The 23,744-nt window shown below is 68.8% G+C and carries 20 protein-coding genes; 16 read left to right on the top strand and 4 right to left on the bottom strand.

Annotated elements, in window-relative coordinates; genetic code table 11:
• The first annotated feature begins 217 nt into the window (after positions 1-217).
• From AC3AP7_RS26770 to AC3AP7_RS26760, 3 genes are read left to right on the top strand one after another with little or no spacing between them, the layout of a single operon-like run.
• Complete coding sequence (locus tag AC3AP7_RS26770) at positions 218-2,425, top strand: hypothetical protein (RefSeq protein ID WP_488324880.1); 2,208 nt, start codon at positions 218-220, stop codon at positions 2,423-2,425.
• A gap of 48 nt (positions 2,426-2,473) precedes the next feature.
• Positions 2,474-3,940, top strand: a complete 1,467-nt coding sequence (locus AC3AP7_RS26765; protein ID WP_487363315.1) for an oligosaccharide flippase family protein — start codon at positions 2,474-2,476, stop codon at positions 3,938-3,940.
• Positions 3,937-6,414 carry a glycosyltransferase family 4 protein gene (locus AC3AP7_RS26760; protein WP_487363314.1) on the top strand — a complete coding sequence of 826 codons (2,478 nt, stop codon included), beginning with the start codon at positions 3,937-3,939 and terminating at the stop codon, positions 6,412-6,414. Before AC3AP7_RS26765 ends, AC3AP7_RS26760 begins: the two co-directional genes overlap by 4 nt.
• A gap of 170 nt (positions 6,415-6,584) precedes the next feature.
• Here AC3AP7_RS26760 and AC3AP7_RS26755 read toward each other — a convergent pair whose 3' ends face one another.
• A complete protein-coding gene (locus tag AC3AP7_RS26755; RefSeq protein ID WP_487363313.1) occupies positions 6,585-7,745 on the bottom strand; it encodes an acyltransferase family protein in 1,161 nt (386 codons plus the stop codon).
• A 218-nt stretch (positions 7,746-7,963) separates the two neighbouring features.
• On the opposite strand from AC3AP7_RS26755, the gene AC3AP7_RS26750 reads away from it, so the two are divergent.
• A complete protein-coding gene (locus AC3AP7_RS26750; RefSeq protein WP_487363312.1) occupies positions 7,964-8,107 on the top strand; it encodes a hypothetical protein in 144 nt (47 codons plus the stop codon).
• Between the two features lie 9 nt (positions 8,108-8,116).
• Here AC3AP7_RS26750 and AC3AP7_RS26745 read toward each other — a convergent pair whose 3' ends face one another.
• On the bottom strand, positions 8,117-8,323 hold the full coding sequence (locus tag AC3AP7_RS26745) for a hypothetical protein (protein ID WP_487363311.1): 207 nt from the start codon (positions 8,321-8,323) through the stop codon (positions 8,117-8,119).
• 91 nt (positions 8,324-8,414) lie between these two features.
• On the opposite strand from AC3AP7_RS26745, the gene galU reads away from it, so the two are divergent.
• Entirely contained in the window at positions 8,415-9,308 is an 894-nt protein-coding gene (gene galU, locus AC3AP7_RS26740; RefSeq protein ID WP_487363310.1) for a UTP--glucose-1-phosphate uridylyltransferase GalU, read from the top strand.
• A gap of 183 nt (positions 9,309-9,491) precedes the next feature.
• Positions 9,492-11,216, top strand: coding sequence for a dihydroxy-acid dehydratase (locus tag AC3AP7_RS26735; protein WP_487363309.1), 1,725 nt, complete (start codon positions 9,492-9,494; stop codon positions 11,214-11,216).
• A 115-nt stretch (positions 11,217-11,331) separates the two neighbouring features.
• Here the strand turns inward: AC3AP7_RS26735 and AC3AP7_RS26730 are convergent, their stop codons facing one another.
• Positions 11,332-12,204 (bottom strand): AraC family transcriptional regulator, encoded by an 873-nt coding sequence (locus tag AC3AP7_RS26730; protein WP_487363308.1) that lies wholly within the window; start codon positions 12,202-12,204, stop codon positions 11,332-11,334.
• A 338-nt stretch (positions 12,205-12,542) separates the two neighbouring features.
• Between AC3AP7_RS26730 and AC3AP7_RS26725 the strand changes: the two genes are divergently transcribed.
• The 8 genes from AC3AP7_RS26725 (at position 12,543) to AC3AP7_RS26690 (ending at position 20,083) form a co-directional block, all read left to right on the top strand.
• Positions 12,543-13,436 (top strand): NAD-dependent epimerase/dehydratase family protein, encoded by an 894-nt coding sequence (locus tag AC3AP7_RS26725; RefSeq protein WP_487363307.1) that lies wholly within the window; start codon positions 12,543-12,545, stop codon positions 13,434-13,436.
• A 178-nt stretch (positions 13,437-13,614) separates the two neighbouring features.
• On the top strand, positions 13,615-14,916 hold the full coding sequence (locus tag AC3AP7_RS26720) for an NRAMP family divalent metal transporter (RefSeq protein ID WP_487363306.1): 1,302 nt from the start codon (positions 13,615-13,617) through the stop codon (positions 14,914-14,916).
• Positions 14,917-15,104: 188 nt separating this feature from the next.
• A complete protein-coding gene (locus tag AC3AP7_RS26715; protein WP_487363305.1) occupies positions 15,105-15,884 on the top strand; it encodes a LysR substrate-binding domain-containing protein in 780 nt (259 codons plus the stop codon).
• The gene (locus tag AC3AP7_RS26710) at positions 15,881-16,978 is read left to right on the top strand and encodes an NAD(P)H-dependent flavin oxidoreductase (protein WP_487363304.1); all 1,098 of its coding nucleotides are present in this window, start codon (positions 15,881-15,883) and stop codon (positions 16,976-16,978) included. The genes AC3AP7_RS26715 and AC3AP7_RS26710 overlap by 4 nt, the downstream gene beginning before the upstream one ends.
• 146 nt (positions 16,979-17,124) lie before the next feature.
• Positions 17,125-17,289 (top strand): hypothetical protein, encoded by a 165-nt coding sequence (locus tag AC3AP7_RS26705; protein ID WP_487363303.1) that lies wholly within the window; start codon positions 17,125-17,127, stop codon positions 17,287-17,289.
• Between the two features lie 35 nt (positions 17,290-17,324).
• On the top strand, positions 17,325-17,516 hold the full coding sequence (locus tag AC3AP7_RS26700) for a hypothetical protein (protein ID WP_487363302.1): 192 nt from the start codon (positions 17,325-17,327) through the stop codon (positions 17,514-17,516).
• 216 nt (positions 17,517-17,732) lie between these two features.
• Positions 17,733-18,620, top strand: a complete 888-nt coding sequence (locus AC3AP7_RS26695) for a LysR family transcriptional regulator (RefSeq protein WP_487363301.1) — start codon at positions 17,733-17,735, stop codon at positions 18,618-18,620.
• A gap of 194 nt (positions 18,621-18,814) precedes the next feature.
• Positions 18,815-20,083 carry an MFS transporter gene (locus tag AC3AP7_RS26690; protein ID WP_487363300.1) on the top strand — a complete coding sequence of 423 codons (1,269 nt, stop codon included), beginning with the start codon at positions 18,815-18,817 and terminating at the stop codon, positions 20,081-20,083.
• 181 nt (positions 20,084-20,264) lie between these two features.
• On the opposite strand, the gene AC3AP7_RS26685 is transcribed toward AC3AP7_RS26690, so the two are convergent.
• The gene (locus AC3AP7_RS26685) at positions 20,265-21,248 is read right to left on the bottom strand and encodes a LysR family transcriptional regulator (protein ID WP_487363299.1); all 984 of its coding nucleotides are present in this window, start codon (positions 21,246-21,248) and stop codon (positions 20,265-20,267) included.
• Positions 21,249-21,448: 200 nt separating this feature from the next.
• Between AC3AP7_RS26685 and AC3AP7_RS26680 the strand changes: the two genes are divergently transcribed.
• Positions 21,449-22,375, top strand: coding sequence for a LysR family transcriptional regulator (locus AC3AP7_RS26680; protein WP_487363298.1), 927 nt, complete (start codon positions 21,449-21,451; stop codon positions 22,373-22,375).
• A 117-nt stretch (positions 22,376-22,492) separates the two neighbouring features.
• Positions 22,493-23,719, top strand: a complete 1,227-nt coding sequence (locus tag AC3AP7_RS26675; protein ID WP_487363297.1) for a YbfB/YjiJ family MFS transporter — start codon at positions 22,493-22,495, stop codon at positions 23,717-23,719.
• Positions 23,720-23,744 lie beyond the last annotated feature (25 nt).

Here is a 23,744-nt window from a genome sequence, read left to right as displayed (position 1 = left end):
AATAGGCAATCGGAGCAGGCGGCGGGGAAGCGGCCAGGGCAGCGCCTCGCCAACCATCGTGGCATGGCGTGTTCCGTCAAAAAAGGCCTGAATTTTTTTGAATTAATTTCGAATTTCTGCGGGAAATCGGCGCCGCGAATGTCCGGCATGATTGGGCGGATCGTGTTCATTGCCACGGGGGAACGCATTGCCTTCGTCATGCTCCATCGCGCGCCGGATCCGGCGTTTCGCCCGCCCGCTCGCCTTGACGGTGACGGGGTTCTGCGCATGCGCGTCGCTCTGGCAGGCGGCGGCCGCGCCGCAACTGCACGTGAGCACGTCGTGGATCGGCAATACGTTCGGCTTCGGCGACGGCAAGTGGGTGCAGATCAACATTACGGCCATTGCGGTGACGCCCGACGGCAAGGTGTACACGGATGCGCCGTGGGACGAAAGCGGCGCCGAGATCAGCGCGTACCAGAACGGCAACGTGCTCGGCTTCGCGGGCGGCACGCATGGCTGGGGCGGCAGCGGCGGCAACGCGGTCGCGGTGAACAGCCGCTATCTGTATGCGGCGGTCGGCGTCGGCAATGAACGCGGCAAGCTGCAGGCAAGCGGCATCTGGCCGCCGAAAGGGCGGCAATGGTATGGCGTGACGCGTCGGCCGCTCGATGCGCCGAAGCGCGCCGCTGCGTTCCAGGCGGTTGCCGATCCGCACAACCCGCACGCAGCGCTGGCCGATGCCTTTCTGAAAATCGACGACACGCCGGCCGGCCGCAAGCCCGATGCGGACGCGGGCGTGGGCGGCCTCGCCGCGTCGGACGCGCTGCTTTACGTGAGCAACACGACGATGAACCGCATCGAGGTGTATGACGCGCAGTCGATGCAGCGCAAGACGCAGTGGAGCGCGCACGAGCCTGGCCGACTGGCGCTGGCGCGCGACGGCACGCTATGGGCGCTCGTCGATACGCTCACCGGCAAGACGCCGCACGTCGTGCATTACGCGCGCGACGGCCGCGTGCTCGCGGACAGCATTCCGTTGCCCGACGGCGCGGATCCCGTCGATATCGCGCTCGATCCGGCCGGCCGTATCCTGATCGCGGACAACGGGCCGCGTCAGCAGATCCTCATCTACGCGCGCGGCGCGCACGGCTACACGCTTGCCGCGACGCTCGGCGAGCAGGGCGGAATTTTTTCGGGGGTGGCCGGCCGCCCGGGCCCGCGCCGCTTCAACGGGCTGACCGGAGTGGGCTGCGACGCGCACGGCAACGTCTACGTGTCGACCAACGGAATCGGCCCGCGCGACGACACGCCGATCGGCGCGGGCCTTGGCGCGACGCTCGAAAGCTATGCACCGTCGGGACAGCGGCGCTGGGTGCTGCAGGGGCTGCTGTTCGTCGACGGCGCGTGGATGGATCCGGCACGCCCGGACAGCGTCTATACGGGAAACAAGCGCTTCGATCTCGACCTGTCCAAACCGCCGGGGCAGGACTGGAAATATGCAGGATTCCTATCGGACAGATTCCGCTATCCGGAAGACCCGGTCTTCCTCACGGACGAGTGGCCGGGGCTGCCCACCGCGCGCGCGCTCGACGGCCACACGTTTCTGTATCTGACCGACATGTACGCGGATCATCTGAAGATCTACCGCTTCGATCCGCGGCATGACGGCGAAATTGCGATTCCATCGGGCTTTATCGCGGGCCGCGCGCGCGCGGTGCAGCGCGTCCCGGATGCGCCGCCCGGGGGCGACTGGATCTGGCGCGACAAGAACGGCAACGGCGCATTCGATGCCGGCGAATTCGAGCGCAATCCGGGCCGCGAGCCGCTCGCGGGCGGCTGGGGCTGGTGGATCGATACGCATGGCGATATCTGGCGCGCCCGCGACAGCAGACCGATCGCACGCTTTCGCTTCGGCGGGCTCGATGCACACGGCAACCCGATCTACTCGTATGCGCACGTGAGCACCTATCCGGTGCCGGCGCCCTTCACCGACGTGCATCGCGTGATCTACGAGCCTGATACGGACACGCTCTACGTGGCCGGCTATACCGCCGATGCGCCGCATCCGCCGGGCTTTCCGAAAGAAGCGGGGCGCGTGTTCGCGCGCTATGACCACTGGTCGAGCGGGACGCCGCACATGCGCTACCGGCTGTCCCTGCCGTGGGATCCCGAAGCGAAGCCGCCGCTCACGCCAGCGGGGTTGACGGTCGAGGGGCGCTACGTGTTCGTGGTCGAGCCGGCGGGAATCGTGCATGTGTACGACAAGGACACCGCGCAGGAGATCGGGACGTTCGGTCCCGACGCGCGGGTCGGCTACGCGTCGGGCTGGGTCGACGTGCCGTTCGGCATTTCCGCGCACCGGATGGCGGACGGCGAGTACCTCGTATTCGTCGAAGAGGATGCGCGCGGCAAGGTGCTGATGTACCGCTGGAAACCTGCGTAACGGAACCCGGGGCGGGCGCCGCGCGCGCCCGGCCTGAACGGACTGCTCATGGACAAACGAATACTTCGCAACGTCGGGATCAACCTGATCGGACTCGTGCTGCCGACCTTCGTGTCGCTCGTCACGGTGCCGGCGTATATCCGGCTGCTCGGCGTCGAGCGCTACGGCGTGATTGCGCTGGTCTGGACGCTGATCGGCTACTTCAGCGTGCTCGATCTCGGCATGAGCATGGCCGCGCAGAACCATATCTCGAAGGCGTACGCGTCGAACGACGCCGACGCGTGCGCGCGCGTGTTCTGGAGTGCGTTCTGGCTGAACCTGACCACCGGGGTGATCGGCGGCCTGCTGATCTATTCGGGCGGTGCGCTCTACACCGCGTATTTCACGCACGTGCCGGCCGAATTGCGCGAGGAGGTGTATCGCGCGCTGCCGTGGCTCGCGGTGGCCATCCCGCTCGCGAACGTGTCGTGGGTGTTCGCGGGCGCGATCAACGGCGCGGAGCGCTTCGGCATCTACAACGCGAACCAGACCTTCGGCACGTTCCTGTTCCAGCTGCTGCCGCTCGCCGCTGCATGGTCGATTGCGGCGAACCTGCAGACCGTGCTCGCGGCGGCGGTGCTCGCGCGCTTCGTCGCGGCGCTGCTGCTCGGCCGCTCCGCGCTGCGCGTGCTCGGCATCACCGCGCTGCGCGGCCCGCGGCTCGACACGACCCGCACGCTGTTCGGTTTCGGCGGCTGGATGCTGATTGCGAGCGTGACGACGATGATCGGCGATTCGCTCGACCGCGTGCTGCTCGGCGCGGGGCTCGGTGCGCGCTTCGTCGCGTATTACACGGTGCCGCAGAACCTCGTCACGCGGCTGAACATGGTCCCCAATGCGCTCGTGCGTACGCTGTTTCCGCGGCTCTCCGCGCTGCAGCGCGACGACGCGGGCGAGATCGCCGCGCAGTCGATGCAGTTCCTGAACGGCGCGTTCACGCCGGTGGCGATCGGCGCGATCGTTGTGCTCGCACCGTTCCTGCATCTGTGGGTCGGGCCCGTGCTCGCCGCGCACGGCGCGCCGGTCGGGCGCGTACTGATCGTCGCGGTCTGGCTGGTCGGGCAGGCGAGCGTCGCGCGCGTCCTGATCCAGGCGCGCAACGATCCGGCGGTCGCCGCGCGGGTCGGGCTCGTGGAACTGCCGGTGTTCGCGGGTGTGCTGTGGTTCGGCATCGGGCGCTTCGGGCTGCCGGGGGCGGCGGCCGCCGTGCTGGCGCGCGCGCTGTTCGATTACCTGGTGCTGCTGTACCTCGCGCGTATCCGCACCCGCACGATTCTGGCGGACATGCTCGCGCATCTGAGTTTCCTCGCCGCCGCGCTCGCGTGCGCGTGGTGGTTGCCCGGCATCGTGCAGCCGCTCGCCGCGGGCGTGCTGTTGGCGACCGCGAACGTCGCGTGGTCGGTCGCGATGACGCCCCGGTTGCGCGGCTATGCCCGTTCCCTGCTGTTCAGGTTGACGTCGAGGAGAATCGCATGAGCCACGAACTCGCTGATCCCGCGCTGCGCGACGAACGCGCGGCGCCGCTCGCCGATACCGGATCGCCGCGCACCGTGCCCGATGCGCCGCGCGAAGCGCGCGCGCACACGGGCACGCCGGCGCGCGTGCCGCGCGTGGCGATCGTGCACGACTGGCTGGTCACGTATGCCGGCGCCGAGCGCGTGCTCGAACAGATCATCGCGTGCTTTCCGCGGGCGGACCTGTTCGCGGTCGTCGACTTCGTCGAGGATCGCGCGTTCCTGTACGGCAAGCGGGTGACGACGACCTTCGTGCAGCGGCTGCCGTTTGCGCGCACCCGCTATCGGGCGTGGCTGCCGCTGATGCCGCTCGCGATCGAGCAGCTCGACCTGTCCGGCTACGACATCGTGATATCGAGCAGCCATGCGGTTGCCAAGGGCGTGCTGACCGGACCGGACCAGTTTCATCTGAGCTACGTGCACTCGCCGATCCGCTATGCGTGGGATCTCCAGCATCAGTACCTGACGGAATCGCGCCTCACGCGTGGTCTGAAATCGGCGCTCGCGCGGCTCGTTCTGCACTACATCCGTCATTGGGACGTGCGCACCGCCAACGGGGTCGACTGCTTCGTCGCGAACTCCGGTTTCATTGCGCGGCGCATCCGCAAGGTCTACGGTCGCGATGCGGCGGTGGTGTTTCCTCCGGTCGACGTCGATGCGTTCGCGCTCGAAACGCAGAAGGAGGACTTCTATCTGACCGCGTCGCGTGTCGTGCCGTACAAGAAAATCGATCTGATCGTCGAGGCGTTTGCGCGGATGCCGCAGCGCAGGCTCGTCGTGATCGGCGACGGCCCGGACCTGCACAAGGTGCGGGCCAGGGCGAGGGGTGCGCCGAACGTCGAGGTGATCGGCTATCAGCCGTTTGCGGTGCTGCGCGAACGCATGAGCCGGGCGAAAGCGTTCGTGTTTGCCGCGGAAGAAGACTTCGGCATTTCGGTGGTCGAAGCGCAGGCGTGCGGGACGCCGGTCATCGCCTACGGCAAGGGCGGCGCGCTGGAGACGGTGCGTGACGGCAGCGACGGCGCGCCGCCGACCGGACACTTCTTCGCCGAGCAGAGCGTCGCCGCGATCATGGATGCGCTCGACGCGTTCGAGCGCACGCCGGGCCGCATTCGAGCGCAGGACTGCCGCGCGAACGCGGAGCGCTTCTCGGTCGCGCGTTTTCGCGAGCGACTGATTGCGCAGGTGGTCGACGCCGTGCCCGCGGCGCTGGCGGCGACGTGGCAGCGGCCGGCCGCCGCCGCGCTGGCCGCGGCCGGCCGCGCGCGCGTGCTCGCGATCGACCAGAGCGGCGTGCTCGGCGGCGCGGAGCTGTCGTTGCTCGATGTCGTCAGCGCGCTCCGCGCACGCACCGACGTGCTGCTGTTCGCCGACGGCCCGTTTCGCGAAGCGCTCGACGCGGCGGGCGCCCGCGTGCAGGTGCTCGGCAACGACGCATTGCGCGGCGTGCGCCGCGACGGCAGCGTCGTGCCGGGGTTCCGGTTGCTGGCGGGCGTCGCGGCGCTCGTGCGCGCGACCACGCGCTGCGCGCGCGGCGCGGACGTGGTGTACGCGAACACGCAGCGCGCGATGGTGATCGGCGTCCTCGCGGGCTGGCTCGCGCGCAAGCCAGTGGTCTGGCACTTGCGCGACATCGTGAGCGCCGGGCATTTCGGCCGCATGCAGCTTTCGATCGTCAAGATCAGCGCGAAGCTCGGCCTGACGCACGTGATCGCGAACTCGCGCGCGTCCGCGCAGGCATTCCAGCAACTGACGAAGTTCGACGCGGCGCGTATCGATGTCGTGCACAACGGCGTCGACGAGGCGCCGTTCGCCGCGGTGCGCGACGTGCCGGCCATGTGGCTGCGCGAGCGCATCGGCGTGCCGCCCGATGCGTTTCTCGTCGGCGCGTTCAGCCGTCTCGCGCGCTGGAAGGGGCAGCACGTGCTGCTCGAAGCGCTGCTGCAGATGCCGGACGTGCATGCGGTGTTCGTCGGGACCGCGTTGTTCGGCGAGGAGGCATACGAAGCGGAATTGCGGGCCTGGGTCGATGCGCACGGGCTTGCCGCACGCGTGCATTTTCTCGGCTTCCGGCGCGACATCGCAACCTGCATGCGTGCGATGGATGTGATCGCGCACACGTCGATTGCGCCGGAGCCGTTTGGCCGGGTGATCGTCGAGGGCATGCTCGCGCGGCGGCCGGTGGTCGCCTCGCGCGACGGCGGCGTGACCGAGATCGTCGACGATGGCGAAAACGGCCTGCTGTGCACGCCGGGCGACGTCGATGCGCTGGTGCGCGCGATCGAATGTCTGCGCGACGATGGCGCGCTGCGCGAGCGGCTGGCGGCAAGCGGTCTCGATACCGCGCGCCGGCGCTTCGGCCGCGCGCGCTACGTGGCGGCGGTGGAGCGTCTGCTGGAGCGGGTTGCGGCAGGTGGGCGTCGTGGTGCGGCATGACGTGCGGCATGCGGCGTGTCATCGCTCGCGATCGTCAGCGCTGCGATGTCGAGCGGCGATCGAGCGCCGCCGCGTCCGCGCATTGACGCGCGCTGGGCTATCGGGCCGCGTGCGCTGCGTTGCGGTGCGTGTCCGCAGTGCGCCGGTCATGTGCCGCGCGTGGTGCGCCGTTACCGCGCGGCTGGCCGTCCAAGCCGCTGCGACATCCGCTGCGCGGGCCGCTCGATGAGCCAGTAAAAGAGCATCGCGACAGGCAGCACGCCCGCCGTGAATGCAAGCGACGGCCAGATCGACGTCTGCAGCGCCGAGCGAAACAGCAGCGACGACAGCAGCACAAAAATGGGCAGATGAATCAGGTAGAGCGAGTAGCTGAATGCGCCGAGCCGCGCGAACGTGCGCTGCAAGAGGCCGGGCGCGGAGGGCGGACGCGCGAGCGCGTTGACGAGCCAGCAGGCGAATGCGGCCGCCCAGAGCTGGAACGCACCGTACTGGCCGAAGTGAAACGCGGCGCACCCGCCGAGCGCGAGCGCCGCCGCGGCGGCATTGCCATAACGCAGGCGCGGCGGCGTACGGCGCGCGCGAAGCTCCGCGATCCACGCGCCGAGCATCCACGAGAACCAGTACGACGTGAAGAACACCAGGTCGTGCCGCTGCAGCGTGAACGCCGACACGAGATTGACAAGCGCGACGCCGACGAGCGTCGCGTTCAGCCCGAAGCGGCGGCGCAATGCGAACAGCAGCGGATAAAGCACATAGAACTGGACTTCGATCGACAGCGTCCAGAGCGCGCCATTCGATCCATACGTCTTGCCGGCGATACCCTGGAGCGACAGCAGGTTCACCCAGAACGCGTGCGGCCCGAGCGCGAGAATCTTGTGGCTGACCGGGGGCAGCGCGAGGCTCGCGGTGTCGAGCGCGAGCGTGAGCAGCAGCGCCGCGAGCAGCACCGGATAGATGCGCACGAAGCGCCGCAGCCAGAATGGCCGCGCAGCGAGCCGGTAGTGCGGATTGGCCGCGAGGCGTATCGCGCCGTTGCGATGAATGCAGTAGCCGCTGATCACGAAGAAAACCGACACGCCCGCGGAGCCCCACGCGACGGGCAGCGTGAGCCATGCCACGAGCGTGGACGGGTCCGCGAGGCTGCGGCCGAGGCGGTGAAACGCCTCCATGCCGATCCACGTCACCTGGCGGCAATGAAAATAGGCGACGAGCAGGGCCGCGCCGCCTCGCATCGCGTCGAGCAGATGTTCGTTCGTGACGGCGGCTGCGTGCGTGGCGGCCTGCGCGGGGGGCGAAGCGGGCAGCAGGGTGTCGAGGGCGGAGTCGCTCATCGTGTGGTCGCGGGATCGTGCGGATATCCGCGATCCTACCGGCAGGGAAGCCGGTAAATTAAACAGAATATTTTCAAAAATTATTCGCCCGCCGAAATGGAAAATAGAAAGATAAATGTAAAGTTGGTAAATAAATCGGCATGCCGTACAGAGTGATTTATTTGTCGAATTTGCAATGCTACTTTCATCGGGTGTGCCGTTCCTCAAGGGGGATGCCGATGAATCTGCATGTTCTTGCGGGAATTGCCGTGCTGCTGGTGCTCGTGGCCGTTTCCGCCTACCGTGAAGCATTGCGCGACGAGCCTGTGCGGCGCTTTCGCGCGCGCTCGGGCAAGTTGCCGCCGATGGACGACATCGAGTAGACTCCGAAGTCATACGGTTCCCGATCGCGCGGCCCGGCGCAAATGCTCCGGTGCAGCGCGGCTATTGCGGTGCGTATCGTGTTGCCCATGTGTTGCAAGGGCTGCCTGTCGCAGCGCGAAGCGGGCCTTGTCCGGCCGGTCGGCCGTACCCGCACCGGAGGCGTTCTTTTTCAGCATGATCGAAAAAGAGCACGCGGAAATTCCTACCTCGTCCATATAAAAACTGCTTTATAGACCATTCGGGGACGCCGGCATGGCGCGCGTCGCCATGCCGTCATTGAACAATCGAACTGGGGGAATGGACATCATGCTGAAAGTGACCAAAGCGGTATTTCCCGTCGCGGGCCTCGGAACGCGGTTTTTACCGGCGACCAAGGCGAGCCCGAAGGAAATGCTGCCGATCGTCGACAAGCCGCTGATCCAGTACGCGGTCGAAGAGGCGATCGCGGCCGGCATGACGGAGATGATCTTCGTGACCGGGCGCAGCAAGCGCGCGATCGAGGATCATTTCGACAAGTCGTACGAAATCGAGGCCGAACTCGAGGCGCGCCGCAAGGACAAGCTGCTCGAAGTCGTGCGCAGCATCAAGCCGAGCCACGTGAACTGCTTCTACGTGCGTCAGGCCGAAGCGCTCGGCCTTGGCCACGCGGTGCTGTGCGCAGAAAAGCTGGTCGGCGACGAGCCGTTTGCGGTGATTCTCGCGGACGACCTGCTGTACAGCCAGACACCGGTGATGAAGCAGCTCGTCGACGTGTTCAATCACTATCAGAGTTCGGTGGTCGGCGTCGAGGCGATTGCGCGCGAAGACACGGGTGCCTACGGCGTGATCGACGGGCGCGAATGGGAGGAGGACGTGTTCAAGCTGTCGGGCATCGTCGAGAAGCCGGCGCCGGAAGTCGCGCCGTCGAACCTCGGAGTGGTCGGCCGCTACGTGCTGACGCCGACGATCTTCGAACATATCCGCTCGCTGGAGGCGGGCGCGCTCGGCGAGCTGCAACTGACCGACGCGCTGCAGTCGTTGCTCGCGCAACAACAGGTGCTCGCGTATCGCTACGTGGGCACGCGCTTCGACTGCGGCAGCAAGCTGGGGTACCTGAAGGCGACCGTGGAGTTTGCGCTGCGTCATCCCGAGGTGAGGGATCAGTTCGAAGCGTACCTGCATACCCAGCTCGCGCCCGCCATGATCCCGGCCGCCGCATGAGGCTGCCCGCGCCCGGCCGGCGCCGCCGGGTTCGCCGCCGGATTCGCTCGATACGTCCATAATGGCGGGGCGGTAGCGATGGAATCGGGCGCGAAGGCGCTCGCGCGCGTGGGCGGCGAACACGCGCGCGCGGCGCGTCGCGGGGGACGGGGTGCATGACGCACGGGGACAGCGGGCATCATCATGAGCGATCGGAACAGCAGCGAGCGCAACGGCAACGAGCCGCCGGCAGGTTTTGCGAAGGGGCTGACGCAGTACGGAGACCGTGAATTCAGCGTCTATCTGCGGCGCACGTTTGCGAGTTCGATGGGCTATAGCCGCGAGATGCTGGACCGGCCGATTGTCGGCATCGCGCATTCGGCGAGCGGCTTCAACAATTGCCACCGGCATTTCCCCGAACTGATCGACGCGGTCAAGCGCGGGGTGCTCGCGGCCGGCGGCCTGCCGATCGAGTTTCCGACGATCTCGCTCGGCGAGACGTTCGTCGCGCCGACCAGCCTCAAATTCCGCAACCTGATGTCGATGGACGTCGAGGAGATGACGCGCGCGCAGCCGATGGACTCGGTCGTGCTGCTCGGCGGCTGCGACAAGACGGTGCCCGCGCAACTGATGGGCGCGGCGTCGGCCGACCTCCCGGCGGTCCAACTGGTCGCCGGGCCGATGTCGACGAGCCGCCATCGCGGCGAGCGGCTGGGCGCATGCACGGACTGCCGGCGCTTCTGGGCGAAGTTTCGCGCGGCCGAAATCGGCGCGCAGGAGATCGACCAGGTCGAGCGGCGTCTTGCGTCCACCGCGGGCACCTGCGCGGTGATGGGCACCGCGAGCACGATGGCGATCATCGCCGAGACGCTCGGCATGATGCCGGCGAACAGCGCCGCGTGCCCCGCCGTGGATGCGGACCGGCTGCGCATCGCGGAGCATACGGGGCGCGTCGCGTTCGATCTGATCCACAGGCCGATCCGCCCGAGCGAGATCATCACCGGGCAGTCGGTCGAGAACGCGCTGCGCGTGCTGCTCGCGATCGGCGGCTCGACCAATGCGGTGATCCACCTGACGGCGATTGCCGGGCGCCTCGGCATCAAGGTCGATCTGCACCGGCTGAACGCGCTCAGCGAGACGACGCCGGTGCTGGTGAACCTGAAGCCGACCGGCGAGCACTACATGGAAGACCTGTATGCGGCGGGCGGCGTGCCCGCGATCCTGCGCGAACTCCGTCCGCTGCTGCATCTCGATTGCCGTACCGTGACCGGCGAAACGCTCGGCGAACGGCTTCACGAGGTAAGCTGGGTCGACCACGCGGTCGTGCGGCGCGCGGCCGAGCCGGTGCGCGAGACGGGCGGGCTCGTCGCGCTGTTCGGCAACCTCGCGCCGCGCGGCGCGATCCTCAAGCGCTCGGCGGCCGATCCCGCGCTGTTCGAACAGGAAGGGCGAGCGGTCGTGTTCGACTCGCTGGAAGATCTCGCGAGCCGGATCGACAGCGACGCGCTCGATGTGCGCGCGGACGACTTCCTCGTGCTGCGCAACGCGGGCCCGACGAGCGACGCGGCGATGCCCGAGGCCGGCTATCTGCCGATTCCCAGCAAGCTCGCGAGGGCCGGCGTCAAGGACATGGTGCGGCTGTCCGACGCGCGGATGAGCGGTACCGCGTATGGGACGATCGTGCTGCACATCACGCCGGATGCCGCGTCGGGCGGCCCGCTTGCGCTGGTGCACAGCGGCGACCGGATCCGTCTGAGCGTCGCGCGGCGCGCGCTGGAACTGCTCGTGCCGGACGACGAACTCGCGCGGCGCCGCGCCGCGTTACCGCCGCGCGCGGCGCCGGCCGCGAAGCGCGGCTACGCGAAGCTCTACGAGCGCGAGATCCTACAGGCGGACGAGGGCTGCGACTTCGCGTTTCTGCAAGGATGAGCGCGCCGCTTCATGCGGTGCCGTGCGCGCCGGCCATGCCCGAGCGTGCGGCACGCACCTCACGCACCTCACGCGCCTCACGCGCCGCGCGTGCTGGCGCCGCGCCCTGTGCGGGTCATGCGAGCGGGATGTAGATGTCGGTTTGCCACTGGTGCTGAGGCGTGTCCGGGCCGATGCTCACATAGTGAAAAAACAGCGGATGGTCGCGCGGTTCCTCGCCGCTCGCGGGCAGCCAGTCGCGGTAGATCGGATAGATCGTCTCGCCGATGTGGTCGGTCGAGCCGACATGTCGAACCCGCGCGCAGCGGCCACCCGGAATCACGAACTCGCGTACGCCCCATGCATTCGCTGCGACCGGTTCATGGGTCTCCGCGCAGAGGTCGAAGCGGAAGGCGTCTGCGGGCGTCGTGTCCGGGTTGTTGCGCGGAATGCCGAAGGTCCGGCACGACGCCAACGGGGATTGCCCGCTCTGCGTGCGCCACTCGATGAACCGGCGCACGCTTTCGTTGATGAGCCCGATCGACCCGCGATGTTCGAGCGCGGCGACCCGGGTCGCGGAAAATTGGACGATGTTGACCTGCATGGACAGTTTCCTCGAAAGGTAGGGAACAACGAAGGTGGCACCCCAGACATGCCAGTTCGGGTGCCGGCGGAATGCGCCCGGCGCCATGCCGAACGCGCGCCGGAATGCGCGGCTGAACGCCTCGGGGCTGTCGAAGCCCGCTTCCAGCGCAACGTCGAGTACCGTGCCGGCCGCGCCGGATGCGAGCCGGTGGGCGGCGCGGCGCAGACGGATCAACTGCACGTAGCGCGCAACGGGGACGCCCACATACGCCGCGAACTGCCGGTGAAAATGGAACTTCGAAAAATGCGCGATGCGGCTGAGCGCCTCGACGGACAAATCGCCGTCCAGGTTCGCGGCAATGTGGGCGAGGATCGCGTCGAAGCGTTGCGTGTAGGCGGTCGTGGCGTCGGCGTGCGTGGGCATGGTCGGGATGGTGCGAGGAGGCAGCGTCGTTGCCGATTGTCGGGGATCGCGTGCCGTTGTGCCTAGCCGTGCTTGCTGGATTGGCAGGGTGGGGGGCTGCTACGTGCGGCGCGTGCAGGCGGGCGCCGGCCCGCCGACCCGGTTGAAGCTGCGCGGCTTCCGGATGCCCGAACGCCTCGTCATGCCGGCGCGCGCGGGCGCGATAGCGAGACTGCCGCCGCTGCCGCTGCCGCCGCTGCCGACCCCCACCCGCGCGCCAACCCCGCCGCGCGGATTGGTTTAGCATGGCGCAGTCGGCTCGATGGGCGGGCTGAACCTGAAATCGAGGAGCGAGACACATGACGAAGCGAGTGGTCGTAACCGGCGGTAGCGGACTGGCTGGGAAGTGGGTCGTCGAAGATCTGGTGGCGCATGGGTACGAGGTGCTGAACGTCGACCGGGTGCCGATGAAAAAGGCGACCGCCCGGACCCTGCTCACCGAGCTGACCGATGCCGGACAGGTGTTCAACGCGCTGGCCGCGAGCGTCAAGATGCATGAATTCGACGACGATCTCGAACCCCGGCCGATCGATGCGGTCGTGCATTTTGCCGCGATCCCGCGCATCTTCATTACAACGGACAACGAAGTATTTCGCGTCAACGTGATGGGCACGTACAACGTGCTCGATGCCGCATCGAAGCTCGGCATCCGCAAGGTCATCCTCGCGTCGAGCGAGACGACCTACGGTACGGTGTTTGCGCATCGCCATCGCGATCCGCTGTATTTTCCGCTCGACGAAGACTATCCGGTCGACCCGATGGACAGCTACGCGATGTCCAAGGTGATCAACGAGGTGACGGCCAAGGCGTTCCACCGCCGCACCGGCGCCGACATCTACTGTCTGCGCATCGGCAACGTGCTCGAACCGGACGATTACCGGAAATTTGCCGCGTGGAACGCCGATCCGTCGCTGCGCAAGCGCATTGCGTGGAGCTACATCGATGGCCGCGACCTGGCGGCAGCCTGCCGGCTCGGCATCGAAAAGGACGGCCTCGGCTTCCAGGTGATGAACGTCGCCGCGGACGACGTCTCGTCGGACCTGCCGAGCGCCGAACTGCTGAAGCGCTTCTACCCGGACGTCCCGCTCAGGAAGCCGCTCGGCGAGTTCGAGACGCTGCTGAGCAATGCGAAGCTCAAGCGTCTGCTCGGCTGGCAGCCGGCTTACCACTGGCGCGATCAGACCGGCTCGTGATGCGCGCGCGCCGACGCGCGGTCGCGCGTCGTCCTCCTCGCAGACCGGCAGCCTCGCGATCCGGCGATGCACGCGGCTTGACATGGATCAACGCGCGCCGCCGCGTACCCGGTTCAATACCGAAGGCGCCCGGGCGCCGTCGATCCAGCGCCCTTATTTTCCCGAGCGAGGCACACCGATGCGCGTTGACGACACCCGCCGGCACGGCGTGTTGCGCGCGCGGCTCGCGCGCCTGAAGACGCACCCGCTCGCATGGATCGGGCCGGGACTCATCACCGGCGTAGCGGACGACGACCCGAGCGGCATCGCGACGTATTCGCAGGCGGGCGCGCAGTACGGTCTCGGCATGCTGTGGACGATGCCGCTTGCGTTTCCGCTGATGGCGGCGATTCAATCGATGTGCGCGGACCTCGGCCGCGTCACCGGAAGAGGGCTCGCCGCGAACATCAAGCAGGCCTTTTCGCCGGCCGTCCTGTATGCGGTGGTGGCGCTGCTGCTGGTCGCCAACACGCTGAACATTGCCGCCGACGTCGCCGCGATGGGCGAGGTCGCGCAACTCGTGAGCGGGCTCGACCGCCATCTGATGACCGCGGTCTTCGTCGGGGTGACGCTGCTGTTGCAGGTGTTCGTGCCGTATCACCGCTACGTGTTCTTCCTGAAGTGGCTGACGCTGTCGCTACTCGCGTATGCGGGCGTCGTGTTCGTCGTGCGGGTGCCCTGGGGGGAGGTGGCGTTGCGCACGTTCTGGCCGCGTTTTACGCCGGACGCGTCGGCGGCGGCGGTGGTGCTCGGCGTGTTCGGCACGACGATCAGTCCGTATCTGTTCTTCTGGCAAGCGTCCGAGGAAGTCGAGGACATGCACGTGCATCCCGGCAGTGCGCCGCTCGTGCGCGATCCGCGCGCCGCGCGCGCGGAGCTGCGCCGGATTCGCTGGGATACGTGGAGCGGCATGCTGTACTCGGATCTCACCGCGTGGTTCATCATCCTGGCCACCGCGGTGACGCTGCACGCGGCCGGCATCACGGACATCGACACCGCCGCGCGGGCCGCCGGCGCGCTGCGGCCGCTCGCGGGCGACTTCGCGTATCTGCTGTTCGCGGCGGGGATTTTCGGCGTCGGCCTGATCGGCGTGCCGGTGCTGGCCGGCTCAGGCGCCTATGCGCTTGCCGAGGCGATGGGCTGGAACGAGGGCCTGGAGCGCCGCGTCACCGACGCGCGCGGCTTCTACGGCATCATCGCGGTCAGCGTGCTGGCCGGACTGGCGCTGCAGTATTCGCCGGTCAGCCCGATGAAAGCGCTGTTCTGGAGCGCGGTCATCAATGGCGTGGTCGCCGTGCCGTTGATGGCCGTCGTCATCGTGCTGGCGTCGCGGCATGCCGTCATGGGGCGCTTTACCGCGAGCCGTCCGGTGGTCGCGCTGGGCTGGATCGCGACCGCCGTGATGGGCGTGGCCGCACTCGCGATGCTGCTGCCGCACTAGCCGCGGCGGGCCGTGCCGCGACGCGGCCGATTGATAACCCGGTGGAAAGACTGCCTTGCGCGCCGGGGTGTTGGCAGCGGCACTCCGTCCCCGTACATTGACGACAGGCAACGCGCGACGCCCGTGCCGGAACCACCGGCCGGCCGTCGGCAACCGGCTTTGCCGCCAGCCATCCGTGCGGGAATCCGATGAACGTCGTTACGCCGTCCCCGTTGCGCACGCTCGCCGGCGACGCGCGCCATGCGATCGGCGCGTCCGCGCCGGCCGGCATGCTGCGCATCGGCACGATCGAAAGCGCAGCGGCCGCGCGCCTGCCGGCGCTGCTGGCGGCCTATCACACGCGCTGGCCGGGTGTCGGACTGGACATGCGCATCGGCACATCGCAGGCGCTCGTCGAAGACGTCGCCGCGGCGCGGCTCGACTGTGCCTTTGTCGCCCGCACGCGGACGAATCCGCGCACGCGCGACGAGGGCATCGCGGACGGACTCGCGGCGACACTCGCATTCGAAGAGGACCTGCTGCTGCTGGTGCCGCTGGATCATCCGCCGGTGCGCCGCGCGCAGGATGTGCGGTGCACGACGCTCGCCGTATTCGCGCGCGGCTGCACCTATCGCGACGTGCTCGAACGCTGGCTGGGCACACTCGCGCATCCGGCCGGGCGGTCAGGGCAGGACCGGGACGTGCGCGAATGCGCGTCGTATCCTGCGGTCGTGGCGAGCGTCGCGGCCGGCACGTGCGTTGCGCTGTGTCCGCGCTCGGTGCTCGTGCGGCAGCGCGTGCCCGCGGTCGTGCGGACGCGGCGAATCGCGACGGTCGGCACGTATCTGATCGCGCAGGCAGGGCATAGCAGCCATGCGTATGATGCCTTGCACGGCACGCTGCTCGCGCAGCGACACGCAGACCGGTCGAACGAGGCCGTTGCGCGCGGCAGTCCACCCTTTCATGTGAGTCGGGAGAAACAGAGATGAGCCAACAGACAGCAAGCGGGGCGCTCCTGCGTCTGCTCGGGATCGACCAGCCGGTCATTCAGGCGCCGATGGCCGGTGTCAGCACGCCGGCGCTTGCCGCCGCCGTGTCGAATGCGGGCGGACTCGGCTCGCTCGGCGTCGGCGCGATGCGCGCGGACGCCGCGCGCGAGACGATCCGGCAGACTCGCGCGCTGACCGGCAAGCCGTTCAACGTCAACGTGTTCTGCCACCGGCCGGCCCAGCCCGATCCGGCGCGCGAGCAGCAGTGGCTGCGCTGGCTTGCGCCGTCCTTCGACCAATATGGTGCGACGCCGCCGGCCGCGCTCCACGAGATCTATACGAGCTTCGTCGTCGATGCCGCGATGTTGCAGGTGTTCATCGAAGAGCGGCCGGCGGTCGTCAGCTTCCATTTCGGCCTGCCGCCCGCTGCGACGATCGCGGCCCTCAGGCAGGCGGGCATCCGGCTGCTGGCGAGCGCGACAAGCGTCGAAGAGGCCGCGCAGGCGGCGGCCGCGGGCGTCGATGCGCTCGTCGCGCAGGGTATCGAAGCGGGCGGTCATCGCGGGATGTTCGATCCGGACGCGTTCGACGAGGGGCTCGGCACCTTCGCGCTCACGCGCGTGCTCGTGCGCGAGTTCGACCTGCCGGTGATCGCCGCGGGCGGCATCATGGACGGCGCGGGCATCGTCGCCGCGCTGGCGCTCGGCGCGCAGGCCGCGCAACTGGGCACGGCGTTCGTCGCGTGCCCGGAAACGGCGATCGACGACGCTTACCGCCGTGCACTGCTCGGCACGTCCGCTCGTCACACGACGCTTACGTCCGCGATCTCCGGTCGGCCCGCGCGGGGCCTCGTCAACCGCTTCACGCAACTCGGCGATGCCGCCGCCGCGCCGCCGCCGCCCGACTACCCGATCGCCTACGACGCCGGCAAGGCGCTGCACGGCGCGGCGAAAGCGCGGGGCGAGTCCGGTTTCGGTGCGCAATGGGCCGGCCAGGCCGTCGCGCTCGCGCGCGCGTTGCCGGCCGCCGAACTGGTCGCGCAACTGGAACGGGAAATGCGCGAGAGCATCGCGCGGCTGCACGCGTCGGCATGATTGCGCGGCGCGCGAAGGGGCGCGCCCGTTTGCGACGGTGCCCGATTGTTCGCGATTCGATAAAAGTGATGTCGTCGGGGCGGCGTTGATGTTCGCGCGCCCGGGCGCGATGATGAACGCATCTGATGGTCAGCAGGAGGCATGAGATGAACATTCTCGAACTCGCGCGCGAATCCGGCATGACGGTGGTGCTCGATGCGCGCATCGGCCAGCAGGAATACCACTCGGTGCACAGCACGGTGGCCGCGCTGGAGCGTTTTGCGGCGCTGCTCGCCGCGGCGCGCGGCGCGCAAGCCGTGCCGTGCGAGTGATGCGGATCGTCAACCGGACCCTCGAAGGACACACGATGAAACACGACGTTTTCGAATGCCGCGCGGTCGAAGCGGCGAGCGTCGCCGCGCAGGCGGCGCATGGCAACGCGGAGTGGCGCGCACGCCGCGATGGCGCGCCGCGCAACTGGGCATGGGCGCATCAGCACGATGCGTACGACTGGATGGAGTCGGCCGCGCCGTTTTCGCTGGACGATATCGCGGCGTGACGTTCGCGCGCGCCGGCCGATGAACGCGCCGCATGACGCGTCTCGGGCCGGGTGTGCTTTGGTGTACGATGGGCGCCGCTGCCGCATCGCCGATGCGGTGACGCGGTGACGCGACGACCCTGACAGCATGTCGATGAAAGCGCGTCGCGCGGGCCGGCAGCCGGCATCCCCGGACGGGGGGCCGCGCGCGTGACCGATCTCGTCGAGGTGCCTACCATGGATGTTGCAGACCTCAAGGTCTTCGAGGCCGTCGCCCGTCATGGGAGCATGAATCGCGCGGCGGCGGAACTGCATACGGTGCAGTCGAACGTCACCGCCCGCATCCGCGCGCTGGAGCGCGAGATCGGCGTCGCGCTGTTTCAGCGTCATGTGCGCGGCGTGAGCCTGACGGCGGCGGGCGAGCGGATGTTGCCTTACGCGGCGCGTATCGCGCGGCTCGTCGGCGACGCGCGGCGCGCCGCGCTCGACGAAGGGCCGCCGGCCGGCCCGCTCGCGCTCGGCACGCTCGAAACCACTGCGGCGCTGCGGCTTGCGCCAGTGCTGAGCCGTTTTGCGCGCACGTATCCGCAGGTGCAGCTGTCGCTGACGACCGGCACGAGCGCGAGCCTGACGGCAGATATCGTCGAATGCCGTCTCGACGGCGCATTCGTTGCGGGCCCCGTCGATCATCCCGACCTCCACGCGGAAACGATTTTCCAGGAAGAGCTGGTGCTCGTCACGCCACGCACGGTGCGCGAGCTCGCTGCGTTGCGCGCGCTCAATCCGCTGAAGACGATCGTGTTCCGCCTCGGGTGCTCGTATCGGCAGCGGCTCGATGCGTGGCTGGCCGCATCGGGCGTGCTCACCGCGACGCCGCTGGAGTTCGGCTCGCTCGACGCGATCATCGCGTGCGTCGCCGCGGGCATCGGCGTGACGCTGTTGCCGCGCGGCGTCGTGTCGAATGCGGCGGCGCAGGACAGCGTCGCGATCCATACGCTCGCGCCGGAACACGCACGCGTGAGCACGCAGTTCATTCGCCGGCGCGATGCATACGTGTCGAGTGCGCTGCATGCGTTCGTCGAGATCGCGCGCGCCGACGCGGGTGCGCTGATGGCTGCCGCGTAACCGTTCCTCGCGGGATGGGCGCGCAGGACGTCCGCGCAGGACGTCCACGGAAAGTCAGTTGTTCCCGCGCGTCAACCTGGTGCGCGGATGAGCCTTCTAGAATGGTCGCCAATGACCGTTCGTGCCAGGCGACGGTCTCGCCCGCGCCGCGGCAACTCGCTCGCGGCCGGCGCCACGGGATCCCTGGGACTGCCATGGACAACGCGACCCACGCTCTCACCGAATCCGGCCTGTCGCGCGCCGGAGCGCCGACCTATGCCGCACGCAATGCGCCGTACTGGCGCCGCAATCTCGCCATCTGCGTGTTCGGCTCGTTCACCACGCTGGTGAGCCTCAGCATGCTGCTGCCGTTTCTGCCGCTCTACGTGCAGCAACTCGGCGTGACCTCGACGGCGGCGGTCGTGCAATGGTCGGGCATCGCGTTTGGCGTGACCTTCCTCGGCACTGCGCTGACCGCGCCGCTCTGGGGACAACTGGCCGATCGCTACGGCCGCAAGCCGATGCTCGTGCGCGCCGCGCTCGGGATGGCCGTCGTCATGTCGACGATCGGACTCGCGCACAACGTGTACGAACTGGTGGCGCTGCGGTTTGCCGCGGGGCTGATCGGCGGCTATGCGTCGGCATCGATCGTGATGATCGGCACCCAGGCGCCGCCCGAGCGGTCGGGCTGGGCGCTCGGCGTATTGTCGACCGGCGTGCTCGCCGGCAATCTCGTCGGGCCGCTGATCGGCGGCGTGCTGCCGGGGCTGATCGGAATTCGCGGCGCGTTTTTCGCGGCGGGGGCGATGATCGGCGTCGCGGCGGTGCTGACGATCCTGCTGGTGCGCGAGGATTTCAGCGCGCGGCCCGAACCGAAAGCGCAGGCCGCGCGCCCGGGCGCGCATACGATGCGCAACCCCACGGTGCTCGCGGCGCTGCTGGTCACCGGGATGATGGTGCTGCTGTCGAACATGTCGATCGAACCGATCATCACCGTCTATATCGGCCAGCTGGGCGTCGCGCACGACCGGCTCGCGACGGTGGCGGGCGTGGTGATGGCCTGCTCCGCGTTCGGCAGCATGCTGATGGCTGCGCGGCTCGGCGCGCTGGCGGATCGTATCGGCGGGTGGAACGTGATCGTCGGCTGTCTGCTCGCGACCGGGCTCGTGATGATTCCGCAGGCGTTCGTCACGCACTGGTGGCAGCTTGCCGCGCTGCGCGGACTGATGGGAATGACGCTGGCCGGCCTGCTGCCGTCGATCACGAAGCTCGTGCGTCATGCAGTGCACGAACGCGAATCAGGCAAGATGCTCGGCTACCTGCAGTCCGCGCAGTACGCCGGGCAGGTGATCGGTCCGCTCGTCGGCGGCGCGATCGGCGTGCATGCCGGCATGCGCGACGTGTTCTTCTTCACCGGCGCGCTGCTGATCGGCTGCGCGGTGCTCGACCGCTGGGCGCAGGCGAAAGCCGCGTCCGCCCGTTGACGGGCGAAGCGTGCGGCGCGCCCGCCGCCGCGAAGTGCGGGAACGGTGCGCTACGCGCGCACGCGCGGCATGCGACTCGCGTGGCGCACATGACGCACGTGGCGCACATGACGCACATGACGCACGTGACGCACGTGACGCACAGCGCGCACTCAGCGGGGGAAGATCGCAGCGGTGCCGCTCAGGCGGCCACGCGCTGTCGCGCGGGCGCATCGGCGGCGCATGCACCGGCGGGCAGCGTCGGAGCGCCCGGCAAGCCGGCGCGATCGTGTTCGCGAAAGAACGTCATGCAGAAATCGACAAACGTCCTGACGCGCGCAGGCAGCAGGGCGCGATGTGCGTAGAACAGGCACAGTTCGATCGCGCCGTCCGCGACCTCGCATGCGGGCAGGACGGGGACGAGGTTGCCGGCCGCGAGATCGTCGCGGATCATCGCTTCGGGCAGCGCGGCGATGCCGCTGCCGCCGAGCGCGATCGAACGCAGCAGCACGTCGTTGCCCTCGATCGACAAGGCCGGCGTGATCGGCAGCGGCTCACCGCGGACAATCAGCGTGACCGTATCCGCATCGGGCCGCTGCGGCTGCGACGGCAGAAGCAGGACGTGGGAAGACAGCTCGCCTGCCTGATTCGGCGTGCCGTGCCGGACGAGGTAGCGCGGCGCCGCTGCCAGCACGCGCGTCGTGCGGAGCAGGCTGCGCCGGATCGCCGCCGATTGCCCGACGCCCGCGGGCGGCAGGATCGCGACGTCGACGCGCCCGTCGTACAGGTTGACGGCGCTCTCCTGAATTGCCACACCGAGGTTCACGTTCGGCGCGATCGTCCGGTAGCGGCCCAGAAGCCGGCAGAGCGTGTCGCCGGCCAGCACCGGATGCACGACGAGGCGCAGCCTGCCGGCCTCCACTTCGCGCTCGCGCATGATGAGGCGGTGCGCCTCGTCGAGCTCTTCGAGCAGACGCCGGCAGCTCAGGTAATACGCTTGCGCTTCTTCGGTCAGCGTGACCGAGCGCGTCGTCCGGTGCAGCAGGCGCGTCTGCACGCTGGCTTCGAGCCGGGCGATCGCTTTCGAAACCGACCCGGTGGTGACGCCGAGCGCGTCGGCCGCCTTGCTGAAGCTGCGATGCTGCGCGGCCGCGACGAAGGCCCTCAACACGGATAGTTGTTCCATCGCGACTCTCCTGTGCGGTATGTGCGTGATTGTGCGTAATGTGCGCGATTACTGTAGCAACGCGTCGCGCGCGCGACGCGCGCTTTGTTCTGATACGGGTATCGCCGGCAGAGATACCCGCCGGGCCGCGCTGCCGCGGCGCCGCGGCGCCGCCCTTGCGGTAGACTCAAGCGCACCGCTCTTGCCGCGCAGGACAGCCTATGGACCGGATCGACGCCATGAAGGTGTTTGTCGCGACGCTCGACGAAGGCAGTCTCGCGCGCGCGGGCCGCCGGCTCGGCCGCTCGGCCGCGGCGGTGAGCCGCGCGATTGCGTTTCTCGAAGCGCACACCGGCACCCCGCTGCTGTACCGCACCACGCGCACGCTGCGTCTGAGCGAGGCGGGCGAGCAGTATGCGTCGGCGTGCCGGCGCATCCTCGCGGATCTCGACGAAGCCGACCTGCTCGTGGCCGATGCGCGCGCCGCGCCGCGCGGCGTGCTGACGCTGACCGCGCCGGTGGCGGCCGGCGAGGACGTGCTGCGGCCGATCGTCGACGCGTTCATCGAGCGCCATCCGAACGTTTCGGTGCGCGTGCAACTGCTTGACCGTCCGGTGAGCCTCGTCGACGAAGGGATCGACGTCGCGCTGCGCATTGCGCATCTCGCGGACTCGACGCTGGTCGCGATTCCGCTGGGCGAAGTGCGGCGCGTGGTCGTCGCGTCGCCCGACTATCTGGCGCGGCATCCTGCGATCCGGCAGCCGGCGGATCTGGCCGGGCACGCGATCGTCTCGATGACGCATTTCGGGCTCGATTCATGGAGTTTTCCGGCGACGGGCGCCGCCGCGCTGCCGCAGGTCGTGCAGTTTTCGCCGCGCCTCGTGATCAACACGATCCGCGGCGCGGTGGCGTCGGCGGTTGCCGGTCATGGCGTGACGCGGATGTTTTCGTATCACGTCGCGGACGAAATCGGGAACGGACGGCTGACGATCGTGCTGCGCGACAACGAACATGCGCCGTTGCCGGTCAACCTGGTCACGCCGCAGGGACGCCTCGCGGTGCCCAAGGTGCGCGCGTTCGCCGACTTTGCGGTGCCGCGCCTGCGCGAACGCTTTGCGCAGTTCCGCGCGAGTGTCGACGCCGATTGATACGCGCCGCGTAAGCATGACTTCCGTCGCGCGTGCGTTCTCGCGCGACCCGCGCCGGCCTAGACTGGGTACCGTCATCAACGGATACCCGACGGGTAGCGGCTTGCGGGAGCGATCATGCAGCATGCGGTTATGAATGCGTCGACGCGCGCGACGCCCGCCAACGTGTGGCGGGCGACCGTGGCGGGTGCGAGTGCGAGCCTCGTCGGCATCGGCCTCGCGCGTTTTGCGTATACGCCGCTTTTGCCGGCGATCATCGGCGCGCACTGGTTTCCGGCTGCGACGGCGGCCTATCTCGGCGCGGCGAATCTGGGCGGCTACCTGGCCGGGGCGCTCGCGGCGGGGCCGATGGCGCGCGCCGCGCAGCCCGCCCACGTGCTGCGCGCAATGATGCTGCTCGCGACCGTCGCCTTCGTGGCCTGCGCGGTGCCGGTGTCGTTCCTGTGGTTTTTCCTGTGGCGTTTCGCGTCGGGGCTCGCGGGCGGCGCATTGATGGTGCTGGCTGCTCCCACCGTGCTCGCGCACGTGCCGGCGGCGCGCCGCGGCTTTGCCAGCGGGGCCATCTTCACCGGGATCGGCCTCGGGATTGCGGCATCCGGCACGATCGTGCCGATTCTGCTGCGCGAAGGCCTCGCGTCGACGTGGCTCGGACTGGCGACGGTCTCGCTGCTGCTCACGCTGATCGCATGGAACGGCTGGCCGGCGCAGCAGGCGTCGCACGATGCGCCCTCTCGGGCGGGCGCGCCCGCGCACGCGACGCAGGCACGGACGCAGCGGGTGGCGGGTCTGCGTGCCCTCTACGCGGAATACGGGCTGAATGCGGTCGGCCTCGTGCCGCACATGATCTTTCTGGTGGACTTCGTCGCGCGCGGCCTGGGCAAGGGTGTGGAGGCCGGTGCGCAGTACTGGGTGCTGTACGGCCTGGGCGCGATCGTGGGGCCGCTCGCGAGCGGACATCTGGCCGACCGCGCAGGCTTCGGCCGTGCATTGCGAATGGCGTATCTGATCCAGATCGTGGCGGCCGCGCTGCCGGCGCTCCCGGTGGGGCCGGCGGGCCTGATGGTGTCGAGCGTGCTGATGGGCGCATTTACGCCGGGCATCGTGCCGCTCGTGCTCGGCCGCGTGAACGAACTGCTCGCGCATCATCCTTCGGCGGCGAAGGGGGCGTGGAGCCGCGCCACGACCAGTTTCGCGGTGCTGCAGGCGGGCGCGGCCTACGGGCTGTCGTTTCTGTTCGTCAGGAGCGGCGGCGACTACCGGCTGCTGTTCGCGATCGGCGCGCTCGCATTGGCGGTGGCGCTCGCCGTGGATCTGTGCGCGACCGCGCAAGCGCGCCGGCCGTGACGGCGCTGCCCGGCGCGCGCCGCCC

The organism is Paraburkholderia sp. PAMB 6770 (genome assembly GCF_057748135.1).
Note: the sequence above shows the minus strand (reverse complement) of the source record. Positions and strands in the feature narration are given on the sequence as shown.